Below are 21,053 nucleotides of genomic sequence, written 5' to 3'. Positions count from 1 at the left end.
GCTGACGGTTGTTCGATTTTTTAAACTGGATTCCCGCGTTGTTGAGTGGGTTGAAATGGACCCTGGCCTTAACTTTTGGAGGGGCCCTGATTGCCTGCGTTCTGGCATTGACAGCCGGTCTCCTGCGTCTTTCAAGAAACCCTCTGCTTTTCTGGCCAGCCGCCTGTTACATTGAAATTTTTCGCGGCACCTCGGCTCTGGTTCAACTGTTCTGGTTTTATTACGTCCTCCCCCATTTTGGATGGAATTTGACAGCGTTTGCAGCAGGTACCCTGGTTCTCGGTCTGAATATTGGCGCTTATGGGGCCGAGGTGGTTCGTGGAGCCGTTCAATCTGTACCCAAAGAACAATATGAGGCTGCAAAGGCTTTGAGTTTTACAAAAGCTCAAACCATGAGGCGGATCATATTGCCTCAGGCATTTGTGGCTATTCTGCCGCCAGCCGGAAACCTTTTAATCGAATTGTTGAAAAGCACTGCACTTGTTTCCATGATCACTTTGGCTGAACTGACCTTTAAAGGACAAATGCTGAGGGCCGCCACCCATAAATCGACGGAAATTTTTGGATTGGTATTGATAATTTATTTTATTGTTGCCCTGTTGCTTTCCCAGGGGGTCCGCAAGCTGGAACAACGCTTTTCTTATCTAAGGGACTGAGGGTGGAAGAAAAAATTTTTGATTGGCATTTTGCCTGGAATTTGATGCCCGATCTTCTGGATGCCTTGATGGTCACTGTCCTGGCAACCCTTCTGGGAATGGGGCTGGCCATGATACTGGGCCTCGTATGGGCAGTAATGCGAAAATCAAAAAACCGCGTGGTGTTTTGGTTTGCTACTATTTTTGTGGAGTTTTTTCGAAGTACACCCCTGTTAGTTCAGATCTATTTTTTGTTCTATGTGTTGCCGGATGCGGGGATCCGGTTGAGTCCTTTCCAAACTGGAGTTCTGGCTCTGGGACTCCACTATAGTGCCTACCTGGCGGAAGTGTACCGGGCAGGGATTGACAGTGTTCCGGAAGGACAATGGGAAGCGGCTCAGGCCCTTAGCCTGAGCAAGGTTCATACGTTCAGGGCTGTCATCCTGCCGCAAGCACTTCCGCCTGTTATTCCTGCGTTGGGCAATTATTTAATCGCCATGTTTAAGGACACACCCATGTTGTCTGCCATTACTGTATTGGAGCTATTGCAGACCGCCAAAATAATCGGTGCAGACACCTTTCGATATATTGAACCTCTTACCCTGGTCGGCATCCTGTTTTTAACACTCAGTCTGATATCAGCACGAATTATCCGGCAATTGGAGCACCGTTATATTCATGGATACTAAACCAGCCTGGTCAGTTGAAATGCAAAGAGTCTGCAAAAGCTATGGCAACCTATTGGTTTTGAAAAATCTGGATTTGAGGATTAAACCTTCAGAGAAAGTTGCTTTGATTGGGCCCAGTGGATCAGGAAAGTCAACCATACTCAGAATATTGATGACATTGGAAACGATAGATTCCGGACTTGTAAAGATCGAAGGCGAGAAACTTTATGATATTAAGGAAAGTGAGAAAAGGGAGCCTTTGTCTGAAAGTCAGGTTTCAAAAATCCGTTCCAAAGTGGGAATGGTGTTCCAGAGTTTCAATTTGTTTCCGCACATGACGGTTTTACGCAACGTCACGGAAGCGCCTGTGTATGTTTTAAGACAATCCCATAAAGAAGCAGAACAGCAAGCCGAAAAAATTCTGGACCTGGTAGGTTTGAAAGACAAAATCGAGGCTTACCCGGCCCAACTCTCTGGCGGGCAAAAGCAGAGGGTAGCTATTGCACGGGCTCTTGCCATGCAACCCCGGATCATGCTGTTCGACGAAATCACATCTGCATTGGATCCTGAACTGGCAGCAGAGGTTTTGAGTGTAATAAAAAACCTGGCCCGTGAAACCGATATGACAATGTTGATGGTGACTCATCAAATGCAATTTGCCCGGGAGTTTGCCAACCGCGTCATTTTTATGGAGCATGGAATCATTTTGGAGGAAGGGACTCCCGAAAAAATATTCAATCAACCCGAGGAGGAACGAACCAAAAGCTTTCTCAAAACTGTTTTGGAAACCACCTGAAAAATAATGGACTTACCCTGGAAATGAAGGCTTTAACCATATGATTACCCAGCTTTATACCCTTTGGGCGCTTTTTTTTGGAATTGCCCTGATCACAATTGGCAACGGTCTGCAGGGCACCATTCTTGGCGTTCGTGGAACGATGGAGGGGTTTTCTGTTGGAACCCTTGGCTTCATCATGTCCTCTTATTATCTGGGTTTTTTGTTGGGATCATTTTATGTACAAAAATTAATCCTGAAGGTGGGGCATATCCGGGTTTTTGCAGCTTTCGCCTCTGTGGCTTCGATTTCCATTCTGGGGCATTCCCTGATTTTTGACCCTCTGTCCTGGGGATTGTTTCGGTTGATATCCGGTTTTTCTTTTGCCGGTATTTTTGTTGTAGCTGAAAGCTGGTTAAATGATCAGAGCCAAAATGAAGACCGGGGAAAAATATTGTCCATTTATATGGCTATCAACCATGGTGGCTTTTTAATAGGCCAATTGTTTCTCAACCTGGCACACCCCGGGGGCTTTACCCATTTTATTTTAATTTCAATTTTATTGTCTTTTGCGTTGATACCCATACTGGTGACAGCGAGCCCATTCCCCTCATTTAATTCCTATCAGCCAATGAGTGTTTCGGAGCTTTATCACAACTCACCCACGGCTTTGGTGGGCGGAATTTGCGTTGGGGTTGCGCATGGATGTGTCTGGGGACTGGGCCCCGTTTATGCCTTTAAATCTGGTTTTGATGTTTATGGTGTTTCCATATTTATGGGAGTATTTTTATTGGGAGGATTTATTTTTCAGTGGCCAATTGGGATGTTGTCAGATAAGTTTGACCGACGTTCCGTTCTGTTTCGAGTCGTTTGGTCGGCGGCAATTTTTGCCCTGGCTTGTTCTTTTTTTTCCGAAACTAATTCAGATCTGTTGTTGTTTCTGATGTTTGTTTTTGGTGGTTTGTCCTTGCCTTTGTATTCTCTTTGCATTGCCCATGCAAATGATAAGCTGGACCGTTCTCAAATGGTTTCGGGAAGCAGTACCATGGTGCTGATGTATGGCTGTGGAGCTTTGTTTGGCCCGCTACTGGGTTCACTGAGCATGGAACTATTTGGGCGGATTGGCTTTTTTTATCAATTAACGTTTGTCCATATAATTTTGGGAATTTTTGTATTTGCAAGAATTAAAAAATCAGCACCCGTTCCTCTTGTAGAACAGGAAGAGTTCATTCCTGTGCCATCCACAACATCGCCCATGGTTTCTAACTTAGCTCCAAATGCTACCGATGAATCCCCTGAATCCACAAATGAATAAGTTTATTAGTTCTTTTGAAAGGAAGAGACAATGAATGAATTGACGAAACCCAAGCATCAGCCCTTCACTGAAAAACTGGTGGAGGATCATTATAAAAATCTTTCCAATAGTTATGACGACTATTTACTTTACTCCCCCCAGTTTGTCCGCCTGATGACAAAAAAAATGATCCAGATGCTGGATTTAAAAAACAATGATGTTTTTGTCGATCTGGGTGGAGGGACCGGGATGTACACAAAGGATATTCTGGAACAGGTTGACCTGAAAACGCCTGCAATCCTTGTCGATCCATTTGCAGAAATGTTGGGGCAGGCTGACTCGCATCCTCAGATTGAATGTAAACAGCACGATGGCCTGGCTTTCTCAGAGTTGAAAGGAGACTACGACAAGGTTTTGATGAAAGAAGCCGTTCATCACGTTCAGGACAAGAGCCGGTTGTTCGGGAATTTGTTTGAAAGGCTGTTACCCGGAGGGAAATTGTTGCTGGTGCATGTGCCCCCGGAACTGGACTACCCTATATTTGAAAAGGCTCTGGAAAGAGCCCGCAACTGGCATGCCGACCCGGAAGATCTGCGTCGGTCCCTTTTCGAAACGGGGTTTCAGGTGGAGCACGAGTTTATTAAGTACCCTCATTCTATTTCAAAAGAAAAATATATCAGTATGGTACGGACTGGCTATATGACCGTATTATCATCATTCAAGGATGAAGAAATCGAGGAGGGTATCAGAGAGATGGAAACTAATTTGGCAGGGAAAAGCACTCTGGAGTTTGAAGATCATTTTGACTTTATCCTTGCTTGCAAACCTGCTTAGCAAAAACACTTTTCCATTCACGTGGCCCTGGGAATCCAGATAGAATTTTTGGAGTCAGGTTATTAAAGAAACATTGGCCTTAATGGGTTCCTGAATCTGGATCCGAAGGAATGTCAAAGACTCAAAGGGACCCGGGGCTGGTTTGCCGTAAAGTCCAGTTCTCCCAGGGGAAAACTCAATGAACTCGTGAGGCATTTCCCCCCTGGACGATGCGATCACCAAATCCACTTGAGTAAAGTTTCACTTGTTAATCGAGTGAAATCTGTTCAAGAAAGCACCCGACACCATTGAAGGGTGTCGGGTACTTGAGGTTGTTTACTCAGGGAAGGAGTTCGGGGCGGTGGCGTGTTGCCAGCCTTCTCCATTCAACGTGCGAAGCATTTCTACCAGATCCTTCTTTTCCTCTTCCGTCAGTTTCAGGGGAATGATCTGGTTATCCTGGAATGGGTTTTTGACTCCACCCCGGTTGTAGTGGTTGACGACTTGCATTAAGGTCGAAAACCTTCCGTCATGCATGTAGGGTGCGGTCCGTGACACTTCCCTGAGAGTGGGTGTTTTGAATGCCCCAATGTCCTCTTTCTTTTTAGTGACATGGAACCGTCCAACGTCCAGGGTTTCTCCATCCCAACCAATTCCAATGTTGTGGAATTTTTCATCAGAAAAATTGGTTCCGAAATGACACAGGTTGCATCGCGCTTTGCCAAAGAAAAGTTTTCGCCCTCTTTTGGCTGATTCGGAAATGGCTTTTTCATCACCATCCCAGTCGAAGCGGTCAAACGGGCTGTTGCCGGAAAGAAGTGTCCTTTGAAAAGAGGCAATAGCTTTTCCAATGTTCTGAACTGAAATGTTCTCTCCAAACACCTTTTGGAACAGTTTTTTGTATCCCGGAATCTGGTTTAACTTGGCTACCAGTTCCTCGTTGCTCTGGAACCCGTGTTCTACAGGGTTGAACAAAGGTCCGACAGATTGCTCTTCCAGAGTTCCGGCGCGGCCATCCCAGAAATGGGAGTTTCCAAATCCGCGATTGATTGAAGTTGGAGCACTTCTGCCTCCCTGCTGGCGATGGATACCGGTCGAAACCGGTTGCCCATCGGTGAATGCGAGCGACGGGATATGGCAGGAAGCACAAGCGATGCTTCCATTTTTCGATAGCCGTTTGTCAAAAAAGAGCAGGTGTCCCAGGTCAATTTTTTCCCTGGTTAGAGGATTTGATTCAGGAACCTGGAAAGTGTCTTCATCTAAACCCAGAGGAAATTCCAGTTCAAATTCTTCCTCAGTTACCTTTTGTGCTTTGGGAGCGGCACCAGCTAAAAAAAATGCAATTCCTAAAAGGGTCAGGCCCAATAAGATGAGCCGTTTGCTGTTTTGATTCTCCGGTTTTTGCCTGTTTGTTTTCATGTTAAATTTTCTCCCTGTCTGGCCAATATTTGTAATGTTGATGACTCCATTATCGGACAGTCGGGTTGATAGGTCTAATCGAATATTGTTATTATCTAATAGATGAAATCTATTACACTGACCCAGCTCCAGTATGTTGTCGCAGTCGACCAGAAGCGGAATTTTGGTTTGGCTGCCCAGGCCTGTTTTGTTTCTCAACCCACTTTGAGTATGCAGATCCAGAAACTGGAGGATGACCTTGGCGTTTCCTTGTTCGACCGGTCAAAAAAACCGGTAGAGCCGACCGATATAGGAAGAAAGGTGGTTGCGCAGGCCAAGGTTGTGCTTCAGGAGGCTTTGAGGATTGAGGAATTGATCAAATCAGAAAGAGGCGAGATCCGAGGGGATTTTTTTCTTGGAATCATCCCGACTCTGGCGCCCTATTTATTGCCACTGTTTCTCGAAAAATTCATAAAAAAATATCCGTTGGTTAACCTGATTATAGAGGAACTCCAGACTCAGCAGATCATAAACCGATTAAATGATGATCAGTTGGATGCGGGACTCCTGGTAACCCCATTGAATGTTCCAGGAATAATCGAGAAGCCATTGTTTCGCGATCCATTTCTGGTTTATTTGTCACCCAAACACCCTTTACTCTCAAAAAGTAAAGTGACACATCAGGACTTGAGCCTGGAAGATGTCTGGCTGTTGAATGAAGGGCATTGTTTCCGGGAGCAGGCGATCGAAATCTGTGGAAGAGTGAAAAGCAAAAATTCAGGTAAAAAAAACCTGACCTTTGAAAGTGGAAACCTTGAAACCCTGAAACGGCTGGTCGACCAGAAATTTGGATACACCCTGCTTCCGTCATTAGCCATATTGGGAATGAGTGCTACTGAGAAAAAGAAAAAAGTACGATATTTTAAAGCTCCAATTCCGACACGTGAAGTCAGCCTGGTCTACAGTCGTTCTTTTCTTAAGAAAAGCATCATCGATGCCCTGCACAACGCAATTTCCTGCTCTATACCAACTGAGTTGACCAAAGCAAAAGCCCACGAACAGGTGATAGGAGTTTCTTCCATTAAGGGTTAAATCGAAAAGGTGTTGGGCAGGTTGGCCATGGGTGAAGTAAAGATAACGGGGAAAAAGGGTTTTTGGCTAGCCTTTCCCTTTTCCTTTTGTGCCTCGCAGCAAGGGCTTTTGTAGGGCACTCCTTCTATGGGCAAAGACCCAACGGGAGGGAGGTGCTGCTGGAGCCCGGCTTGCCAGCTTGTATTGGGCATAACTTTCCGGTTTTGGGATATTTCGCCCAAGCTTGGCAAATTCTACAATAGGAAAGTGGAATGTGTTGCCAACCGGTTCATCACCGAAGGGGTTTTCCCTTCTTAAAGCAGGATATTCCTTGGCATCGATATCCGTAAACAGGGCGTAGCACTCCTTTGAAGGGGCGTAATCGATAAGAATGGCATTGCATACAGCCTGAAGGTCGTCAATATTGGGTTTATAGTGACCACTGTTATTGGAAATATAGATTAGTTTTCCTTCGATCACCTCAAGGGTTCCTGCGCACATAACATCGGCACCGGAGAGGAATGATGAGTGGTGCATGGCTGCCCTATCGAATTTAAACCCCATTTTCTGATAAAATTTTTTGAATTCCTTACTTGCGTCGACATTACCAGCAGCAAAAATTTGACCTGCGGGATTGGCGGCATAAATGTTTTCATTTTGTTTTGCTGTTGTATAGAGCTTCTCTCTTCTTCGCACCGTGTTTTTTGCGAACGTTAATTTATAAGCGCTGCGTTGCTCCTCATTCATGTAAACAAGGCCCCACCCTGCTATTCCAGCTGTATTCCCGCGTGCTTCTTTGATCAGTTTTTTTAACATGTAATAATCCTGACCATCGTCCCCCGTTAGCTTGAGCTCGTATTCCTGAAGAAGTGTTTTCGCATATTCAGCATCATTATCAGACAATTGGACAATATCATCACCGCGCATGCCCGGCAGCCCGGGTTTATTTAATTTTTCATACCTGAAAATTCCTTTCAGACCTCGGCGCCCTGTTGCAGCGGTGAGATGTTTTTCAATGGTTTTCGCGCGGGCCTGTTCATTCTTGATTTTACCTATACAAAAAGTACCCAGGTTTTTGACGGCTTTAACGTGAGGCTTGTCGTCTTGTTCCGCCATGCCCGCTCCTGCGCAATCCGAACAGGCTGTTCTAATTTCCATTAGAATATTCTGTCGTTGTGCGACATAATATTTAGCAAAACTGTGATATTTGTCGATGAGTCGACAGATAGTGTCTACATAGGGCAAAAATTTTTTTTTCAGTTTTGACTTTAACTTTAAGGTATTAACCTTGTTGCGAAAATCCGCAGAAGACATCAAGGTGCCTGTATATTTTCCCATGTCGCCTCCGTTGCCTTTTTGTTTGAAAAGTGTGAAGTGGGCTGGATATGAAAAAGCCCGACTTTCTCAAACTTCAGACGGTTATATTGTAACCCATTGTTTATATTGGCTCAATTTGTTTCCGGCAGGTTGTGGAGGGGGTGGTCCAGGGGCTCCGGCTATTCTTAAGTGTTAATTAACGCTTTGTGAGGCTGACTTGAAATGTGAGCAGAACAGTCTGTGATATTCTTGGAAAACGGATGGATGGAAATAATGATTGATCTCAGATCGGGTTGTAAGTTGTTGTTGGCAACCTCGACCAACCAGCAGGTAAAAAACGCGGCGTTTTAAAATAAATTCCAGGCTCTTGCAGCTGATATGAAAAAAAGGACAAGGAAAATGAAAAACTCCAACCTGATATCCATAATTTTTGCGGGTGTAGCGGTTCTGGCGCTAACCAATTTAAGCGCGTTCTCAATGGGAGAAGAACCCGTTCAGCAGGTTAAAAAGGTTTCTAGTTCAAATTTACAAAAAGCGACTTTTGCCGGTGGTTGTTTCTGGTGCATGGAGACACCCTTCGAGGAGATCAATGGAGTGGGTCAGGTCATCTCAGGTTTTACGGGTGGAGAAAAGAAGAACCCTACATATAAAGAAGTGGCGCGAGGTCAAACCCGGCATCTGGAAGCGGTGCAGATCACCTATGATCCGGAAAAAGTCACTTACAAGGACCTGCTTGAAATTTTCTGGCGGAATATTGATCCTACCGATGATGGTGGTCAGTTTGTCGACCGGGGTCACCAGTACACAACAGCAATTTTTTATCATGACGATCATCAGAAAATGCTGGCCGGGGCTTCAAAAGACCGTATCATTAAAAGCGGTCGTTTTGATGGTAAAATAGTCACCCCCATTGTTAAAGTGAACGAGTTTTACCCGGCGGAAGAATATCATCAGGATTTTTTTAGGAAGAGCCCGGTTCGATATCATTCTTACCGGTATGGTTCCGGGCGCGACCAGTTCATCGACAAGCACTGGGGAGAAGACCGCGAATATAGAATCCAAAAGGCTTCATTTAAATCTCAATCTTCAGCAACGGCTGCCCGTGCAGGTCTGTCTCGGAAGAACCAGTCCTTATCCAAAACCAATGTTGAAGGTGTACCAATAAAGGTATCTACCATGAAAGATTCCTATACAAAACCGTCTGACGATGAATTGAAAAAGCGGCTGACGGATTTGCAATACAAGGTAACGCAGAAAGAAGGCACCGAGTCTCCCTTCAAAAATGAATACTGGGACAACCACGAGGCTGGCATCTACGTTGACATCGTGTCCGGTGAGCCGCTGTTCAGTTCTATCAACAAGTTTGAGTCCGGTACCGGCTGGCCTTCCTTCGACCGCCCGCTGGTGGCTGAAAATATCATTGAGAAAAAGGACTCCACCTTTTTCATGGTACGAACGGAAGTCCGTTCGAAGCACGCCGACTCACATCTCGGTCATCTGTTTGACGACGGACCCAAAAATACCACTGGCCTGCGCTATTGCATCAATTCCGCCAGTTTGAGGTTCATCCCAGTGGACAAAATGGAACAGGAAGGTTATGGCGAATATCTCTCGCTGTTTCCCAATGCAAAGAAATCGACCTGAGCGAGTCGACAAAAAAAAGAAAAAGAGTCTGAGCCTTCGGGCCCAGCCTCTTTTTTATTTGGAAGGTGATTTTTTTCCTGCGCCCAGCAAAGGAAGGTGTTTAATGCGGTGATAGGTCAGGGTCATGGCGATGCAATGTTTTATTTCCTTGATAGGAATCTCGTCATCTTCGTTAAAAATAATTGCCCGGTTTCCTTCAAAATTAAACTTGTCACAATAAAGTTCTTTAAAGGTATCTACCAGTTTTGTCTGGCAATGGAAATATAAAGCATATTGATTTGGTTTTGATTTCTTGTAATCCATTCGGAGTGTGCTGCCACTGTTCGAAATATAACTGGGTTCGCCCCATTTTAAGGTTTCTTCCAGGTTTTCTATTCCTTCGGCTTCTTGCACAGTGTCGAACACCAATTGCCGGAGGAACAGAAGTTTCGATTGAAAGGGCTCAGGATAGGATTTAAATTTTTGGTAAACGATAGAGTTTTTTATCGCTTTCATCTTTTTATCACAACAAGATTATTTCCCTTTAAGGTTGCCACTGAGGGTATGAGGCTCGTCTCCTCTTCGAACTCTAACAGTCACTGCATCGCCATTAGATTTTGTCTTAAGTAATTCACGCAAGTCGTCAATGTTGGTGATCGGGCTGCCATCCATGCTGACGATCTTATCGTCTTTTTGTATTCCCAGGCGCTTCCCGTTTGAGCTTTCCATGACAGAGGTGACCCACAGTCCGTCGTCTTCTTTCTCCTGCAGCATCACACCCAGTTTGATTCCATTGTCCTGTTCCACAACATAAGAAACCGCCCATACAAAATCGGCACTGTAGAGGGGAATTGAAACCGGGTCGACTTTCATTTCACGATCTTTCAATTCTTCAGGTGTTTGGGTGATGTGTGGCAAAACGATTGTATAGGCATGGGGCACTCTTCGAAACGCGCGCTTGGGTATTCCATAGCCATACTGGACATGAAAACCACCCGCCAGCACGACCAGTTTAAAGTCCGCATATTCCGGATTTGATAAAAACTCCGCTACCGACTGGGCCATCGATTCTTCCCACAGCACCAGCATCTGGTAAGGTTTCAGAACCTCGGGCGCATGATCCTTGTTTGCACCGAACAGGGACATCGAGTAAGCATTGTGATACGGATCAGTCAAATCGAGTGTGGGTAGTCCAGGCGTGTTCAGTCCCTCTTCCCTGAGCATTTGTTCAGTATCTGTGGAGGATTTCAATCCGATTATGGGAATTTGACTGCTTTTCATAAAATCAGTAATCGGCAGATACAGCCGGTACCCACCTCCCCAATTTTGCCTAAACAAATTGTTAAATTCTTTGTCCGGGACTTGCCCTCGGTGCCATTGGTCGAGAACAGGTTGAGCGGACCGCCGAAACATTTCCATCCCGACCGCCACCTTGCCTGGGAACCGGTCTGAAACGGCTTTCAGGATTTCAAGCTGCACACGGTGTGCTTCGATATTGTCGTGCGTTTCACCGATATAGATGACCCGGGCGGCCGCAATCGTATCCAGCATCTGTTTTTTGGAAACCAGCACACCAGTGGGAAGGTGCAGGATCTGGTTGTCCTTTAAGTCAGATAAGCTGCGGTAAGGGGAACCGCCGTTGGGGACTGCGTAATCCTCTCCCAGCGCCTGCAAAGGGAGGAACATCAAGTAATACAACAGGTAAGTGAACATTAATGGACGGATCATGGTGTCACCGGAGGCTCGTTATATTGACATTATTCTTTTGATGAAAGATAATACCCACTTCGATTTTCGATCACAGCGTGTCCCAGGGACGCCTGCCGGGTGAAGCGGGAAGAGGTTAACTCTTACAGACAGCTTCCCACATTAAAGCCCGCTATTCCATAATAAAGGAGGTTGTTGCTTTTTGCTGGAAGTCACAGTACACCAGAATCAGGTTGATAAAGCGCTGAAGGCGCTCAAGCGCCAGATGACGAAAGAAGGATTACTCAAGGAATTAAAACGTCGGCGCTTTTACGAAAAACCTTCTGTTAAGAAAAAACGGAAGCAGAAGGAAGCCAAGAAAAAACGCAAGTCCGCCATGCGGCGCGGGGGCGGCGGTATGTAATGTAAGAGGTAAAAAAGAAAACTGGAAAACGGTCGGGGCAGATTGCTCCGGCCGTTTTTTTATTTCCGTTTGCCGCAGGCTTCGTAAAAAACAATGGCTGCAGCTGCGGAGGCGTTTAAGGATTCCACCTGTCCTTGCATGGGAATCTTGATCGTTGCGTCGCAGGTTTTTTTGAGCAGAGGACGAATCCCCTTCGCCTCTCCACCCAGTACCAGAGCCAGGGGAAAATTAAATTCAAACGATCCACAATCGGTTGGGCCCTCCGGATCTAGACCGACCACCCAGTACCCGTTTTCTTTCAGTTCTTCCGCTGCTCGGACCAGATTGGTGACGGTGGCCACCGGCAGGATTTCCAATGCGCCGGAGGCGCATTTGGCGGCAGTGGCATTGAGGGGTGCTGCCCGGCGGTTGGGGATAATCGCGCCCTGCAAACCCAGCACTTCGGCTGAGCGAAGCACGGCACCGAGGTTTTGTGGGTCCTGGATCTCATCCAGGATAACCACGATGGGGTTTTTATAATGTGAAGTAGCTTCAAGCAGTTCTTCCAGATTCTGGGATCGTCGAACCGCGAAGTATCCGACCAGGTTTTGATTATTTTTATCCTTATATCGTTTCTGGAATACTGAAGGCGAGAGGGTTTCCACCGGAACGCCCTTTTTGCGAGCCAGATCCAGAATCGGATGCAGCCTGTTTTTCGGGCTTCCGGAAGCGACTACCAGTTTTTCGCAGGCGCGATTACCCGATTCCAATGCTTTGCGGACAGGGTGAAGTCCCATGATCATTTCAGTTTTGGGTGAAGCGGTCATTGAGTTATCCGTTGAAACAGGGTTTTATATTAAAATCAAAACCTTAGGTAGTCATCTCCAAGGCGACGGGGTCATTGAATATTAGCTGCCATCATTTTATACTGTATTAAGACATCCCAATATGATTTTTGGCAAGGAACGACCTATTTTTTAAGGGTTCCCGGCTTGCCGAAGGGAAAGCAATTGAATCGTTCGAGATGTCCGGTAGTAATCTGTCCGACCCCTGATCAATCATTCAAGAATTACCTTCACTGTTCCGGTTCAGGATCGGGTCTTCCACAAACCTAGCAGACTTTTGTCTGGAAGTTGAAAAAACTTTCAGGCCTTCCATGGGTTCCGTGCCCCTAATTACCCGTAAACGTTTTTATAGTGTTTTCTTTGGATTGATCGGCCTTGTCGCTATTGTAGCAGGGTTGGTGTATCTGCAATTCCGCGACCTTGAAAATTTAAAGATGTTGGTGGTTGAACAACTTCAGGAACTCACCCAACGGCAGGTCAATATAAAAACCATCAGCCTGGATTTTTCTGAAGGTGTTGGGTTGAAGTTGCACAACCTTGTATTAAGCGATCCAGCGAAACCGTCTGAAACGTTCACTGCAGTCCAGGCAGGTGTGACCATGGGGCTTTGGTCACTTTTAAATCAGAATGCCCAAATCCAGAAAGTCAGTTTTCATGGTGCCAGGCTTAAGGTCACGCGGCAAGGCAGACGTGGCTGGGCTATTGAAGGGTTAGGGGATTTTCGCACCGATACTATGAACGCTAAAGGGAAACTGGGAGAAAACTGGAAGCGTGTGCGTCGTCTGGATATTAAAGATGCAACACTGATATTTGTTGATCCCTGGATTTCTGAAAAAGCTCCTATCCGGTTGGTGGCGGAGAATGTTAATGCTTCTCTATCAAAACCCATCCTAGAATCAGCCCTGTTGTTTTCCCTTGAGGGCAATATGGATGGGCCGCATGATTTGAAATCACCCTTTAGAATAAACGGGCGTTGGCAAGAATCGGATGAAAACCCGGGAGATCCTGAATTGCAGGGCAGCCTGCAGCTGGTTGGTGGTCACATCCCTTTGTTTGGAAAGTATCTAGATAAGGTGTTTGCCATTCTTCCAACCGAAAAATCCTTGTCCACAGATTCTGAGTTCGTCTGGAATCCTGGAAAGAGCGTGAACTATCAAGGCAAAGTTTTTATTTCCCGAAACCATAAGGCTCTGTCTCCAGAACGGTTTCGATTTCCTGAATCTCCAGAGAGTGCTATCGATTTTGACGTGACCGTCAAACCGGATCTTGTTGAGTTCAATCGCCTGGACTATCGCTTTGGCGCCTTTGACTTCAAAGTCAAAGGGGCTTATGCAGGCCACTCAAAGAAAAACCCGGAGGTGAGGTTGAAAGTTTCGAGTACTCCCTTTGCTGTCGAGAGAACCCAGGAGCTATTGCCTTTTAAATTATTTTTTCCAAAAACACACACCGCATTTCAGAAACGATTTGAAAAAGGAATGCTTGAAATTCGATCGTTTGATTTTAACGGGACTCTTGACCAGTTAAATCATCTGGCCCGTCCGGAAAACCTGAAACGTCTTAGCGCGGAACTGGTTTTGAACAAGGTCGATTTTGGATCAGAACTGCCAAAACTGAAGCAGGTAACGGGCGGACTCAAGTTAATGCCGGAAAAAAATGCTATCAATATCAGTCAGGCCCAATATCAGGACTTCCTGATTTCGGGTTTATCGGGAAATGTCACATCGGTGATGAATCATCCAGTAGTGAGCTGGACTGTTGACGGGCAATTCAAACTCGAGGAGTTGAAGGGCATTCTCCGGCAGGTTATGGACACGCGGTCGTTTGAAAATCAACTTGCCTTTTTCAAGGACTTGAAAGGAGAGGGCAGTGTTCACTTGCATTTCCGGGGACCCCTTGAAGAACCGAATAAACTGGAAATCGAAGGAGCGATGCTACTCGAGAATGCTTCCTTTAAACAGGATCAACTGACCAAGCCATTTGAAAACATCAATGGCAGGATTCGATTCACTAACAGGCCGGATAATATTGTATTGAAAGAGATTAATGATGCTCCTCCCTGGGAAGTTAAGCTTGAAGGTTTTTCCGGAAATCTAGGGCCACACAAGATCGTTGACCTGGCAGGTGAGACAACGCTTGCAAAGGGAAGCCCAATACGCCGGGTTTATGGCAAAGTAAAGTTGGGGTTGCTGGAAGCGGCAGAGCTGGCATCTGATTCACTGCTGGGAAGGTTTAAATCAGTACTGGAAAATGTAAGTTTTTCCGGAGGTGAAGTGCTGGTTGATTTTCGGGGTCAGGGTGCCGAATTCAGTCTGGAGCCATCAGGGCCGCTCGGGCTTGTGGAATTGAAAAAAGTCACCATGCAACATAAATCCGGATTCCGACCTCTGATGGGTGTGTCCGGAATTTTATTTTTTGACAAGAACAAGATACGCGTAGAAACCAAAGAAGCCTGGTACGGGGATTCACCAGTAAAAATCAAGGGGCAATACCTGTTCATGAATTCCAAAAATCCGGAACTGGTCTTGCGTGCAAGTTCATCCGAGTTTAAGCCATCAGACTTCACAGACATACCCTTTCTGGAAACGCTCAGGTACGATGGATTTGCCAAAATGGAATTTATCTGGCAGAGCAATCGGCAATACAAGAAGTTTGAAAATCATGTCGACCTTTCTCAGGTCGATTACCGTTATGGAGACTGGTTGGTCAAGCCCAAGGGAGTGCCAAATAAAATAGCCATGATAGGTCGCGTGTTGCCAGATGGTGGATTGAATATAAAGGAAATGACGTTTGAACTTGAGGATAATAAGGTTTCCGGTCACGCTCGCATCGCGCAGCCATCCAACCCGCAATTCTCAGCCCATCTGGAGGCGAAGGATTTTAAAACTCTTCCCATGGCACCGTACATTCCGGCTTTGCAAAACAATTTTGGTGGGATCGTGCAAATGAGTCTTGATGGGCAGGGGAATGTGAGACGATTGGAAGATGCCTTGTACAAAGGAACCGCTACCCTGAAACAACTGGAATTTAAGCCGGAAGGTTTTTTGAAAAATTTTACGGTGGATGGGGATGTCAAGTGGACGGGAAGTAATGTTGAAATAAGTAAAGGGCGACTTGAATCGGGTAAAACCCGGACCGAATTCAATGGTCGCTATTATGCAGGCCCTGCCCCTCAACTGGAATTGAAATTGCGGGGAGACGGTGTTTACTTCAGTGAGCTGTTGCCTGAACCTGGAACACGGGAAGAACTGGAACAACCTGGCTGGTGGCGTACCTCAAAACTTTTGAGCAAGGGTTCGGGGTCTGTGGATATTGAACTGGATCGGTTCAATTTCAAAAAATGGACCCTGAAACGACTGAAGGGCAATATGTCTTTCAAGGGTAAAGTTTTTGACTTCAAGAAGCTGAGTGTTGGTCGGACGAATAGAGACCAGATTGAAGCACAGGGTACCGTTTCTTTAAAAGATCCGAAACGAATCGAGTTTGATGGGCTGGTGCTCGCAAGTAATATCAGGGCCGAAGGGTTCCTCGGCATCTTTAGTCCCATATTTGATGACAGCCTGAATGGTCAGCTCAACTGGTTCAAGGCAAAGCTGGACAGCAAGGGTAAAGATTTGAAGGAAATGTTCAGCAACTTGAATGGAGAAATAGCTTTTGATATTTCAAAAGGTGAATTGCAGACGTACCGGTTGCGCCATGGGTTGAACGAGCTGTTCGGGTTTTCGGGAAATATCACACCAAAGCAGATGAAACTTCCACCGACACCCTACGTTGATATTTTTGGGAACTTTGTATCTAAAAGAGGACAGGCGCGTACGGAAAATTTCATGTTTGAAGAGCCGGACCAGCGCATGTCGATGGTGGGTGATTTTGATATGGGGCGATTCCGAATGGACACAGTCGTGGGTGTCGCTCCCTTGCGGGAACTCGACCGGTTCCTCACCAAGATTCCATTGGTCGGTAAAATCATTACCGCAGGCGATGAACAAAGCCTGTTTAAAAACTATTACACAGTCAAAGGCAGCTTCCACAACCCGGAAGTCTACCCAATCCCCTTCACATCACTCGGCAAAAAAGTGGTTGGCATTTTCCAGGGCATAATCCAGTCTCCCACCGACCTCATTCCCGATTCGCCAACGACAACAGAGTGATTACCAATTTTTTTAACCGGTATTTTAATCCGGCGCAAATCCTTTTAATTATTTGAGCCGTTTACAAGGAGAGTTTTGCTTGCAGGTCATCGAGGTTCTATTTCGAGGAGTTACTGCGACTGGACGTTGGTGATCTGGATGGATTGCGGGGATTCGCCCCGGTGGTGAGCGACGGCGACGTGGATGGCGGCGAGGACTTCGGATTCCTCTTCAGAGCCTGCTCCCCCTGCAGTTGTTCGCGAAGAGGCTGTTGGTGCTTTTGCAGGTGGCTCCTGGTAAGGAATAAATTTTACGAGGACCTGGATCACCCCGATGAGAATGGTCAATACGGTAAAGATCACTCCCATTGCAAGGATTGAGACTTGAACTGCCTGCGCAACCATAACTTTATTCTCCTGCCGTGAGAACCATCGCAGTATGGGCGGCTCCACCAACATCACCGCCGAATAGAGACAGGAAAACTCCCGCCGCCACAGCACTGCCGATCACACCCGCTACGTTTGGTCCCATCGCGTGCATCAAAAGATAGTTCCCTTTTAACTCCTCCGCGCCAACTTTTTGCGAGACGCGTGCCGCCATCGGTACGGCAGACACACCCGCCGAACCAATCAGCGGATTGACCTTGCCCTTGGTGACGTAGTACATAAACTTTCCAAATAAAACACCGCCTGCTGTTGCAAAACAAAAGGCGATCAAACCGAGAACGATGATCTTGATCGTCTCTATGGTCAGGAATGATTCGGCGGTCATGGAAGAACCGACTGAAAGCGCCAGCAGGATTGTGACAATGTTGATCAAGTGTGTTTGCGCGGTATCACTGAGGCGCTGGGTTACACCGCTTTCGCGAAACAGGTTGCCCAGCATCAACATTCCCAGCAGTGGAGCAACACCCGGGAGCATCAAACAGCAGATGAGAGTGACCGCTATCGGGAAAATAATTTTTACATGGGGTGAGATGGGCTTGAGCTGCTCCATTTTCACCTGGCGTTCTTTTTTGGTAGTGAAGAATCGCATGATTGGCGGTTGGATCAACGGCACCAGCGACATATAAGAATAAGCTGCAACAGCGATTGGTCCGAGTAGATGTGGCGCAAGCTTGGCCGCCAGGAAAATCGAAGTCGGTCCATCTGCGCCACCAATGATGCCTATCGCGCTGGCTTCCTGCATATTGAATCCGAGAACAACCGCGCCGATGAGTGTTGTATAAACACCCAGTTGAGCAGCAGCTCCCAGTAATAATGTATAGGGATTTGCCAGCATGGGGCCGAAGTCCGTTAACGCCCCCACCCCAAGGAATATCAGAGGTGGCAGAATTTCATGCTTCACACCGAAATAGAAATGGTAAAAGAGGCCACCCACATCGGTATTGGCCAGGCCACTCATGGGAAGATTGGCCAGCATGCACCCCATACCAATCGGCAACAGGAGAAGAGGTTCAAACTCCTTATAGATGGCCAGGTAAAACAGGACACATGAAATTACCAGCATCACCGCATGCCCGCCGGTCAGGGCAGAGAAACCCGTCGATGCCGCAATTCGCGACAATGAATCTGAGAGTGTGAATTCCATTAGACGATCAAGACCAGTTCGTCACCGGTTTGAACATTGGCACCCTCCTGTACCAGGATGGCATCAATACGACCGGATACGTGAGCATGAACTTCACTTTCCATTTTCATGGATTCCAATACGATTACAGCATCGCCTTTATTGACCACTTGGCCAACCTGACATTTCAGAGCGAAGACTGATCCCGGTAATGGAGACGTGACTGCTGATCCACCACCTCCACCACTTGCAGGTGCGGCTTCCTGGGCCGTGGCGGCTGCAGGTGCTGCCGCGGGTGCAGGGGCTGCGGCAACGGCTGTTCCTGCCGGCGCAACCTGAACGTTGTAAGGTTTGCCATTGACATGGACGGTGTAGGCTGCAGGTCCCTGGGTTGCGGCAGGCGCGGGTGCCGCGGCTGGTGCTGCTGCCGGGGTTGCGCTGGACCCGTTGGATGCGGGCGCTTTTTCAGGAAGCGGCTTGCCACGTGTTTCAAAAAACTTGAGCGCCACTTTGGGAAACATGGCATAAGTCAACCGGTCCTCATCAGACGTGTGCTTATCGCCCAGTTCCTTGCAGAGGTCTTCCCACTCCGGTTCAAGCAGGTCGGCAGGCCGACAGTCGATGATTTTTTTCCCCTCGCTTACTTTTTCAAGCAGGGTCGGTTCAATTTCTGCAGGAAGTTGCCCATACTTTCCCATCACACAATCACGGGTTTCCTTGGTGATCACCTTGTAACGCTCGCCGGTCAGGATGTTCAATGTGGCTTGCGACCCTACAATCTGACTCGTAGGAGTTACGAGAGGGGGATACCCCATATCCTTGCGGACGCGCGGTACTTCAAGGAGAACATCGTCAAGCTTGTCGATCGCGTTTTGCTCCTTGAGCTGGTTTTCCATGTTGGAAATCATGCCGCCTGGAATCTGTGAATCGAGGATTTTGACATCGACGCCTTTGAAGTCGCTTTCAAATTCAGCGTAATGGGTACGTACTTCCTTAAAGTAGTCAGCGATTTCATGCAACAGGTCGAGGTCCAGACCCGTGTCGCGTTCGGTTCCCTTAAGAGCAGCCACCAGACATTCCGTGGGGTAATGAGAGGTGCCCATGGACATAGCAGAAATCGTGGTATCAACCATGTCCACTCCAGCGTCGATGGCACGCATGAAGTTCATGCCAACCAGTCCTGTGGTGGCATGCGAATGTAAATGGACTGGCAGTTTGACTGTTTCCTTAATTCCTTTGATGATGCCCGCGGTTGTTTCAGGGGTCAGCAGTCCCGCCATGTCTTTGAGGCAGATGATGTCCGACCCCATGTCTTCCAGGACTTTGGCCATCTTGATGTAGCGTTCTACCGTATGAACCGGGCTGACGGTGTAGCTGATGGTTCCCTCTACAGTCCCGCCGTACTGTTTGGCCGTTTCCATGGCTTTCCGGATGTTGCGGAAATCATTGAGTGCGTCGAAAATCCGGAAGATGTCGATACCGACATCGCAGGATTGTTTGACGAACCGCTCAACAATATCGTCTGCGTAATGACGGTAGCCCAGCAGGTTCTGCCCGCGCAGGAGCATCTGGAAAGGGGTATTGGGTGCTTTTATCTTGAGTTGACGTGCCCGGTCCCAGGGGTCCTCGTTGAGGAAACGGACACAGGCATCGAAGGTCGCGCCTCCCCACATCTCGAGTGAGAAGAATCCCACCTGATCGAGCTTGCCCGCGATGGGGAGCATGTCTTCGGTTTTCATCCGGGTGGCGAGCAGGGACTGGTGTGCATCGCGCAGGATGACATCGGTAATCTTTAGCGGGTTTGAAGCGGTCATCAGCAATATCCTTATTTTTCCGGCCCAAACCTGAAATACCTCGGAGAATGGAGCCGGGAAGATTGAATTTCTTCCAAGGGGATAGACCTTTCCAACGCCCTGTTTGGACACTCACCTTTGACCAAAACCGTTTAAAAATCAGGTCATAGGTGAAAGCCCAAACTGGGATTGGAACTGTGGAATACTATAAGATTAGACTCCCAAAATCAATTCAAATGTTAGGAAATCGGAGGTGAAGAGAGGCATACTCAATCAGCCGGTTTTTGTCCGATTTTCCACTTTTTCTTCGGAAGCGGGATTAAACAGGGTTTATAAGGCCATTCAGGGGCAGTCCCCAATTGGGGGTTATGACCTCGATTCCCAGGGATTTTCTCCGGAGGCTGTCATGAAAAAATGGGGTGGATCTGGTTTTAGAGGTTAAAGAGAGTTTCTATAGCCAAATTGGGGTTCTGGTTCTATCTTTTTTAGTTACCCTGGTTGTTTCCACATTATATACCCATGTCCACATTCCAGCAGGGCACAACGGGTATGTCCGGAAAGTGCCCCGAATTTTTGGCAAGGGCGGTAATGCGGGCTCGGTTCCCGGACCCGGTAATTGCGGGTTTTCCCTGTTTCGCAACCGGGCGACCAATATCGACATGCGCCCGGCAACTTTCCACGGAGCTTTCAAGATTCTGACGATGGACGACCTGATGGTCACCTCCCGGTCCAGATGATTGCCCAGATCGAACCGGATAAATCCAAAGAGGTGGTGGAGAACCTGGGCGGTAAGGAAGTCGCCCGCAAAATCACGCAGAAGGAGGCGGAGATTCGTGTAGAAGAAGCGCGCGTCATTGCTGAAGCGCAGAAGATCATCAACACCACATTGACCGAACAGTACCTGCAGCACGAAGCCATACAGGCACAACTCAAAATGGCCGACAGCCCGAACCACACGACGGTCTACATCCCGTCCGGCACCAACGGAATTCCCGTGGTTAAAGTTGCTAAATGAGGGGTAGGAAATTTTTTAAAC

Annotated in this window: 19 protein-coding genes; 11 read left to right on the top strand and 8 right to left on the bottom strand. The window is 47.2% G+C overall.

Translation table 11 applies throughout. The features are described from left to right. Positions 1 to 8 precede the first annotated feature (8 nt). From ehuC to G3M70_03560, 5 genes are read left to right on the top strand one after another with little or no spacing between them, the layout of a single operon-like run. A complete protein-coding gene (ehuC, locus tag G3M70_03580) occupies positions 9 to 656 on the top strand; it encodes an ectoine/hydroxyectoine ABC transporter permease subunit EhuC (protein QPJ61017.1) in 648 nt (215 codons plus the stop codon). 2 nt (positions 657 to 658) lie between these two features. Next, a complete protein-coding gene (gene ehuD, locus G3M70_03575; protein QPJ61016.1) occupies positions 659 to 1,324 on the top strand; it encodes an ectoine/hydroxyectoine ABC transporter permease subunit EhuD in 666 nt (221 codons plus the stop codon). Between the two features lie 19 nt (positions 1,325 to 1,343). Continuing rightward, positions 1,344 to 2,099: an ectoine/hydroxyectoine ABC transporter ATP-binding protein EhuA gene (gene ehuA, locus G3M70_03570; GenBank protein ID QPJ63697.1), complete on the top strand. Its 756-nt coding sequence runs from the start codon at positions 1,344 to 1,346 to the stop codon at positions 2,097 to 2,099. A 40-nt stretch (positions 2,100 to 2,139) separates the two neighbouring features. After that, positions 2,140 to 3,393, top strand: a complete 1,254-nt coding sequence (locus G3M70_03565) for an MFS transporter (GenBank protein ID QPJ61015.1) — start codon at positions 2,140 to 2,142, stop codon at positions 3,391 to 3,393. Between the two features lie 30 nt (positions 3,394 to 3,423). After that, positions 3,424 to 4,206: a methyltransferase domain-containing protein gene (locus tag G3M70_03560; GenBank protein ID QPJ61014.1), complete on the top strand. Its 783-nt coding sequence runs from the start codon at positions 3,424 to 3,426 to the stop codon at positions 4,204 to 4,206. A 315-nt stretch (positions 4,207 to 4,521) separates the two neighbouring features. Here the strand turns inward: G3M70_03560 and G3M70_03555 are convergent, their stop codons facing one another. Then, positions 4,522 to 5,604: a cytochrome-c peroxidase gene (locus G3M70_03555; protein ID QPJ61013.1), complete on the bottom strand. Its 1,083-nt coding sequence runs from the start codon at positions 5,602 to 5,604 to the stop codon at positions 4,522 to 4,524. Positions 5,605 to 5,715: 111 nt separating this feature from the next. Between G3M70_03555 and G3M70_03550 the strand changes: the two genes are divergently transcribed. Beyond that, a complete protein-coding gene (locus G3M70_03550; GenBank protein ID QPJ63696.1) occupies positions 5,716 to 6,675 on the top strand; it encodes a LysR family transcriptional regulator in 960 nt (319 codons plus the stop codon). Positions 6,676 to 6,741: 66 nt separating this feature from the next. On the opposite strand, the gene G3M70_03545 is transcribed toward G3M70_03550, so the two are convergent. Beyond that, a complete protein-coding gene (locus G3M70_03545) occupies positions 6,742 to 7,992 on the bottom strand; it encodes a hypothetical protein (protein QPJ61012.1) in 1,251 nt (416 codons plus the stop codon). 378 nt (positions 7,993 to 8,370) lie between these two features. Between G3M70_03545 and msrB the strand changes: the two genes are divergently transcribed. Then, positions 8,371 to 9,615, top strand: coding sequence for a peptide-methionine (R)-S-oxide reductase MsrB (msrB, locus tag G3M70_03540; protein QPJ61011.1), 1,245 nt, complete (start codon positions 8,371 to 8,373; stop codon positions 9,613 to 9,615). 54 nt (positions 9,616 to 9,669) lie between these two features. Here the strand turns inward: msrB and G3M70_03535 are convergent, their stop codons facing one another. After that, entirely contained in the window at positions 9,670 to 10,110 is a 441-nt protein-coding gene (locus G3M70_03535; protein ID QPJ61010.1) for a DUF1801 domain-containing protein, read from the bottom strand. Between the two features lie 18 nt (positions 10,111 to 10,128). Beyond that, the gene (locus tag G3M70_03530) at positions 10,129 to 11,322 is read right to left on the bottom strand and encodes a PDZ domain-containing protein (protein ID QPJ61009.1); all 1,194 of its coding nucleotides are present in this window, start codon (positions 11,320 to 11,322) and stop codon (positions 10,129 to 10,131) included. Between the two features lie 184 nt (positions 11,323 to 11,506). Between G3M70_03530 and rpsU the strand changes: the two genes are divergently transcribed. Then, positions 11,507 to 11,704: a 30S ribosomal protein S21 gene (rpsU, locus tag G3M70_03525; protein ID QPJ63695.1), complete on the top strand. Its 198-nt coding sequence runs from the start codon at positions 11,507 to 11,509 to the stop codon at positions 11,702 to 11,704. Between the two features lie 59 nt (positions 11,705 to 11,763). On the opposite strand, the gene rlmB is transcribed toward rpsU, so the two are convergent. Further along, complete coding sequence (gene rlmB / locus G3M70_03520; protein ID QPJ61008.1) at positions 11,764 to 12,510, bottom strand: 23S rRNA (guanosine(2251)-2'-O)-methyltransferase RlmB; 747 nt, start codon at positions 12,508 to 12,510, stop codon at positions 11,764 to 11,766. A 338-nt stretch (positions 12,511 to 12,848) separates the two neighbouring features. On the opposite strand from rlmB, the gene G3M70_03515 reads away from it, so the two are divergent. Then, complete coding sequence (locus tag G3M70_03515; protein QPJ61007.1) at positions 12,849 to 16,676, top strand: hypothetical protein; 3,828 nt, start codon at positions 12,849 to 12,851, stop codon at positions 16,674 to 16,676. A gap of 110 nt (positions 16,677 to 16,786) precedes the next feature. Here the strand turns inward: G3M70_03515 and G3M70_03510 are convergent, their stop codons facing one another. From G3M70_03510 to oadA, 3 genes are read right to left on the bottom strand one after another with little or no spacing between them, the layout of a single operon-like run. Then, positions 16,787 to 17,059 (bottom strand): OadG family protein, encoded by a 273-nt coding sequence (locus G3M70_03510; protein ID QPJ61006.1) that lies wholly within the window; start codon positions 17,057 to 17,059, stop codon positions 16,787 to 16,789. 4 nt (positions 17,060 to 17,063) lie between these two features. Beyond that, a complete protein-coding gene (locus G3M70_03505; GenBank protein QPJ61005.1) occupies positions 17,064 to 18,245 on the bottom strand; it encodes a sodium ion-translocating decarboxylase subunit beta in 1,182 nt (393 codons plus the stop codon). Next, the gene (gene oadA / locus G3M70_03500; protein ID QPJ61004.1) at positions 18,245 to 20,038 is read right to left on the bottom strand and encodes a sodium-extruding oxaloacetate decarboxylase subunit alpha; all 1,794 of its coding nucleotides are present in this window, start codon (positions 20,036 to 20,038) and stop codon (positions 18,245 to 18,247) included. The genes G3M70_03505 and oadA overlap by 1 nt, the downstream gene beginning before the upstream one ends. 398 nt (positions 20,039 to 20,436) lie before the next feature. On the opposite strand from oadA, the gene G3M70_03495 reads away from it, so the two are divergent. Together G3M70_03495 and G3M70_03490 are read left to right on the top strand one after the other, a co-directional pair. Next, entirely contained in the window at positions 20,437 to 20,754 is a 318-nt protein-coding gene (locus G3M70_03495; protein QPJ61003.1) for a hypothetical protein, read from the top strand. Beyond that, a complete protein-coding gene (locus tag G3M70_03490) occupies positions 20,751 to 21,032 on the top strand; it encodes a hypothetical protein (protein ID QPJ61002.1) in 282 nt (93 codons plus the stop codon). The genes G3M70_03495 and G3M70_03490 overlap by 4 nt, the downstream gene beginning before the upstream one ends. Positions 21,033 to 21,053: the final 21 nt, after the last annotated feature.

The sequence above is a fragment of the Candidatus Nitronauta litoralis genome (assembly GCA_015698285.1).
GTDB lineage: Bacteria > Nitrospinota > Nitrospinia > Nitrospinales > Nitrospinaceae > Nitronauta > Nitronauta litoralis.
The sequence above is the reverse complement of the archived record's forward strand: the minus strand, read 5'-3'. Positions and strand labels throughout refer to the sequence as shown.

Excerpts from the sequence above, each read along its gene's own strand:
- ehuA (QPJ63697.1), top strand. The coding sequence starts at position 1,344 with ATGCAAAGAGTCTGCAAAAGCTATGGCAACCTATTGGTTTTGAAAAAT.
- G3M70_03565 (QPJ61015.1), top strand. The coding sequence starts at position 2,140 with ATGATTACCCAGCTTTATACCCTTTGGGCGCTTTTTTTTGGAATTGCC.
- G3M70_03560 (QPJ61014.1), top strand. The coding sequence starts at position 3,424 with ATGAATGAATTGACGAAACCCAAGCATCAGCCCTTCACTGAAAAACTG.
- G3M70_03555 (QPJ61013.1), bottom strand. The coding sequence starts at position 5,604 with ATGAAAACAAACAGGCAAAAACCGGAGAATCAAAACAGCAAACGGCTC.
- G3M70_03545 (QPJ61012.1), bottom strand. The coding sequence starts at position 7,992 with ATGGGAAAATATACAGGCACCTTGATGTCTTCTGCGGATTTTCGCAAC.
- msrB (QPJ61011.1), top strand. The coding sequence starts at position 8,371 with ATGAAAAACTCCAACCTGATATCCATAATTTTTGCGGGTGTAGCGGTT.
- G3M70_03535 (QPJ61010.1), bottom strand. The coding sequence starts at position 10,110 with ATGAAAGCGATAAAAAACTCTATCGTTTACCAAAAATTTAAATCCTAT.
- G3M70_03530 (QPJ61009.1), bottom strand. The coding sequence starts at position 11,322 with ATGATCCGTCCATTAATGTTCACTTACCTGTTGTATTACTTGATGTTC.
- rlmB (QPJ61008.1), bottom strand. The coding sequence starts at position 12,510 with ATGACCGCTTCACCCAAAACTGAAATGATCATGGGACTTCACCCTGTC.
- G3M70_03510 (QPJ61006.1), bottom strand. The coding sequence starts at position 17,059 with ATGGTTGCGCAGGCAGTTCAAGTCTCAATCCTTGCAATGGGAGTGATC.
- G3M70_03505 (QPJ61005.1), bottom strand. The coding sequence starts at position 18,245 with ATGGAATTCACACTCTCAGATTCATTGTCGCGAATTGCGGCATCGACG.
- oadA (QPJ61004.1), bottom strand. The coding sequence starts at position 20,038 with ATGACCGCTTCAAACCCGCTAAAGATTACCGATGTCATCCTGCGCGAT.
- G3M70_03490 (QPJ61002.1), top strand. The coding sequence starts at position 20,751 with ATGATTGCCCAGATCGAACCGGATAAATCCAAAGAGGTGGTGGAGAAC.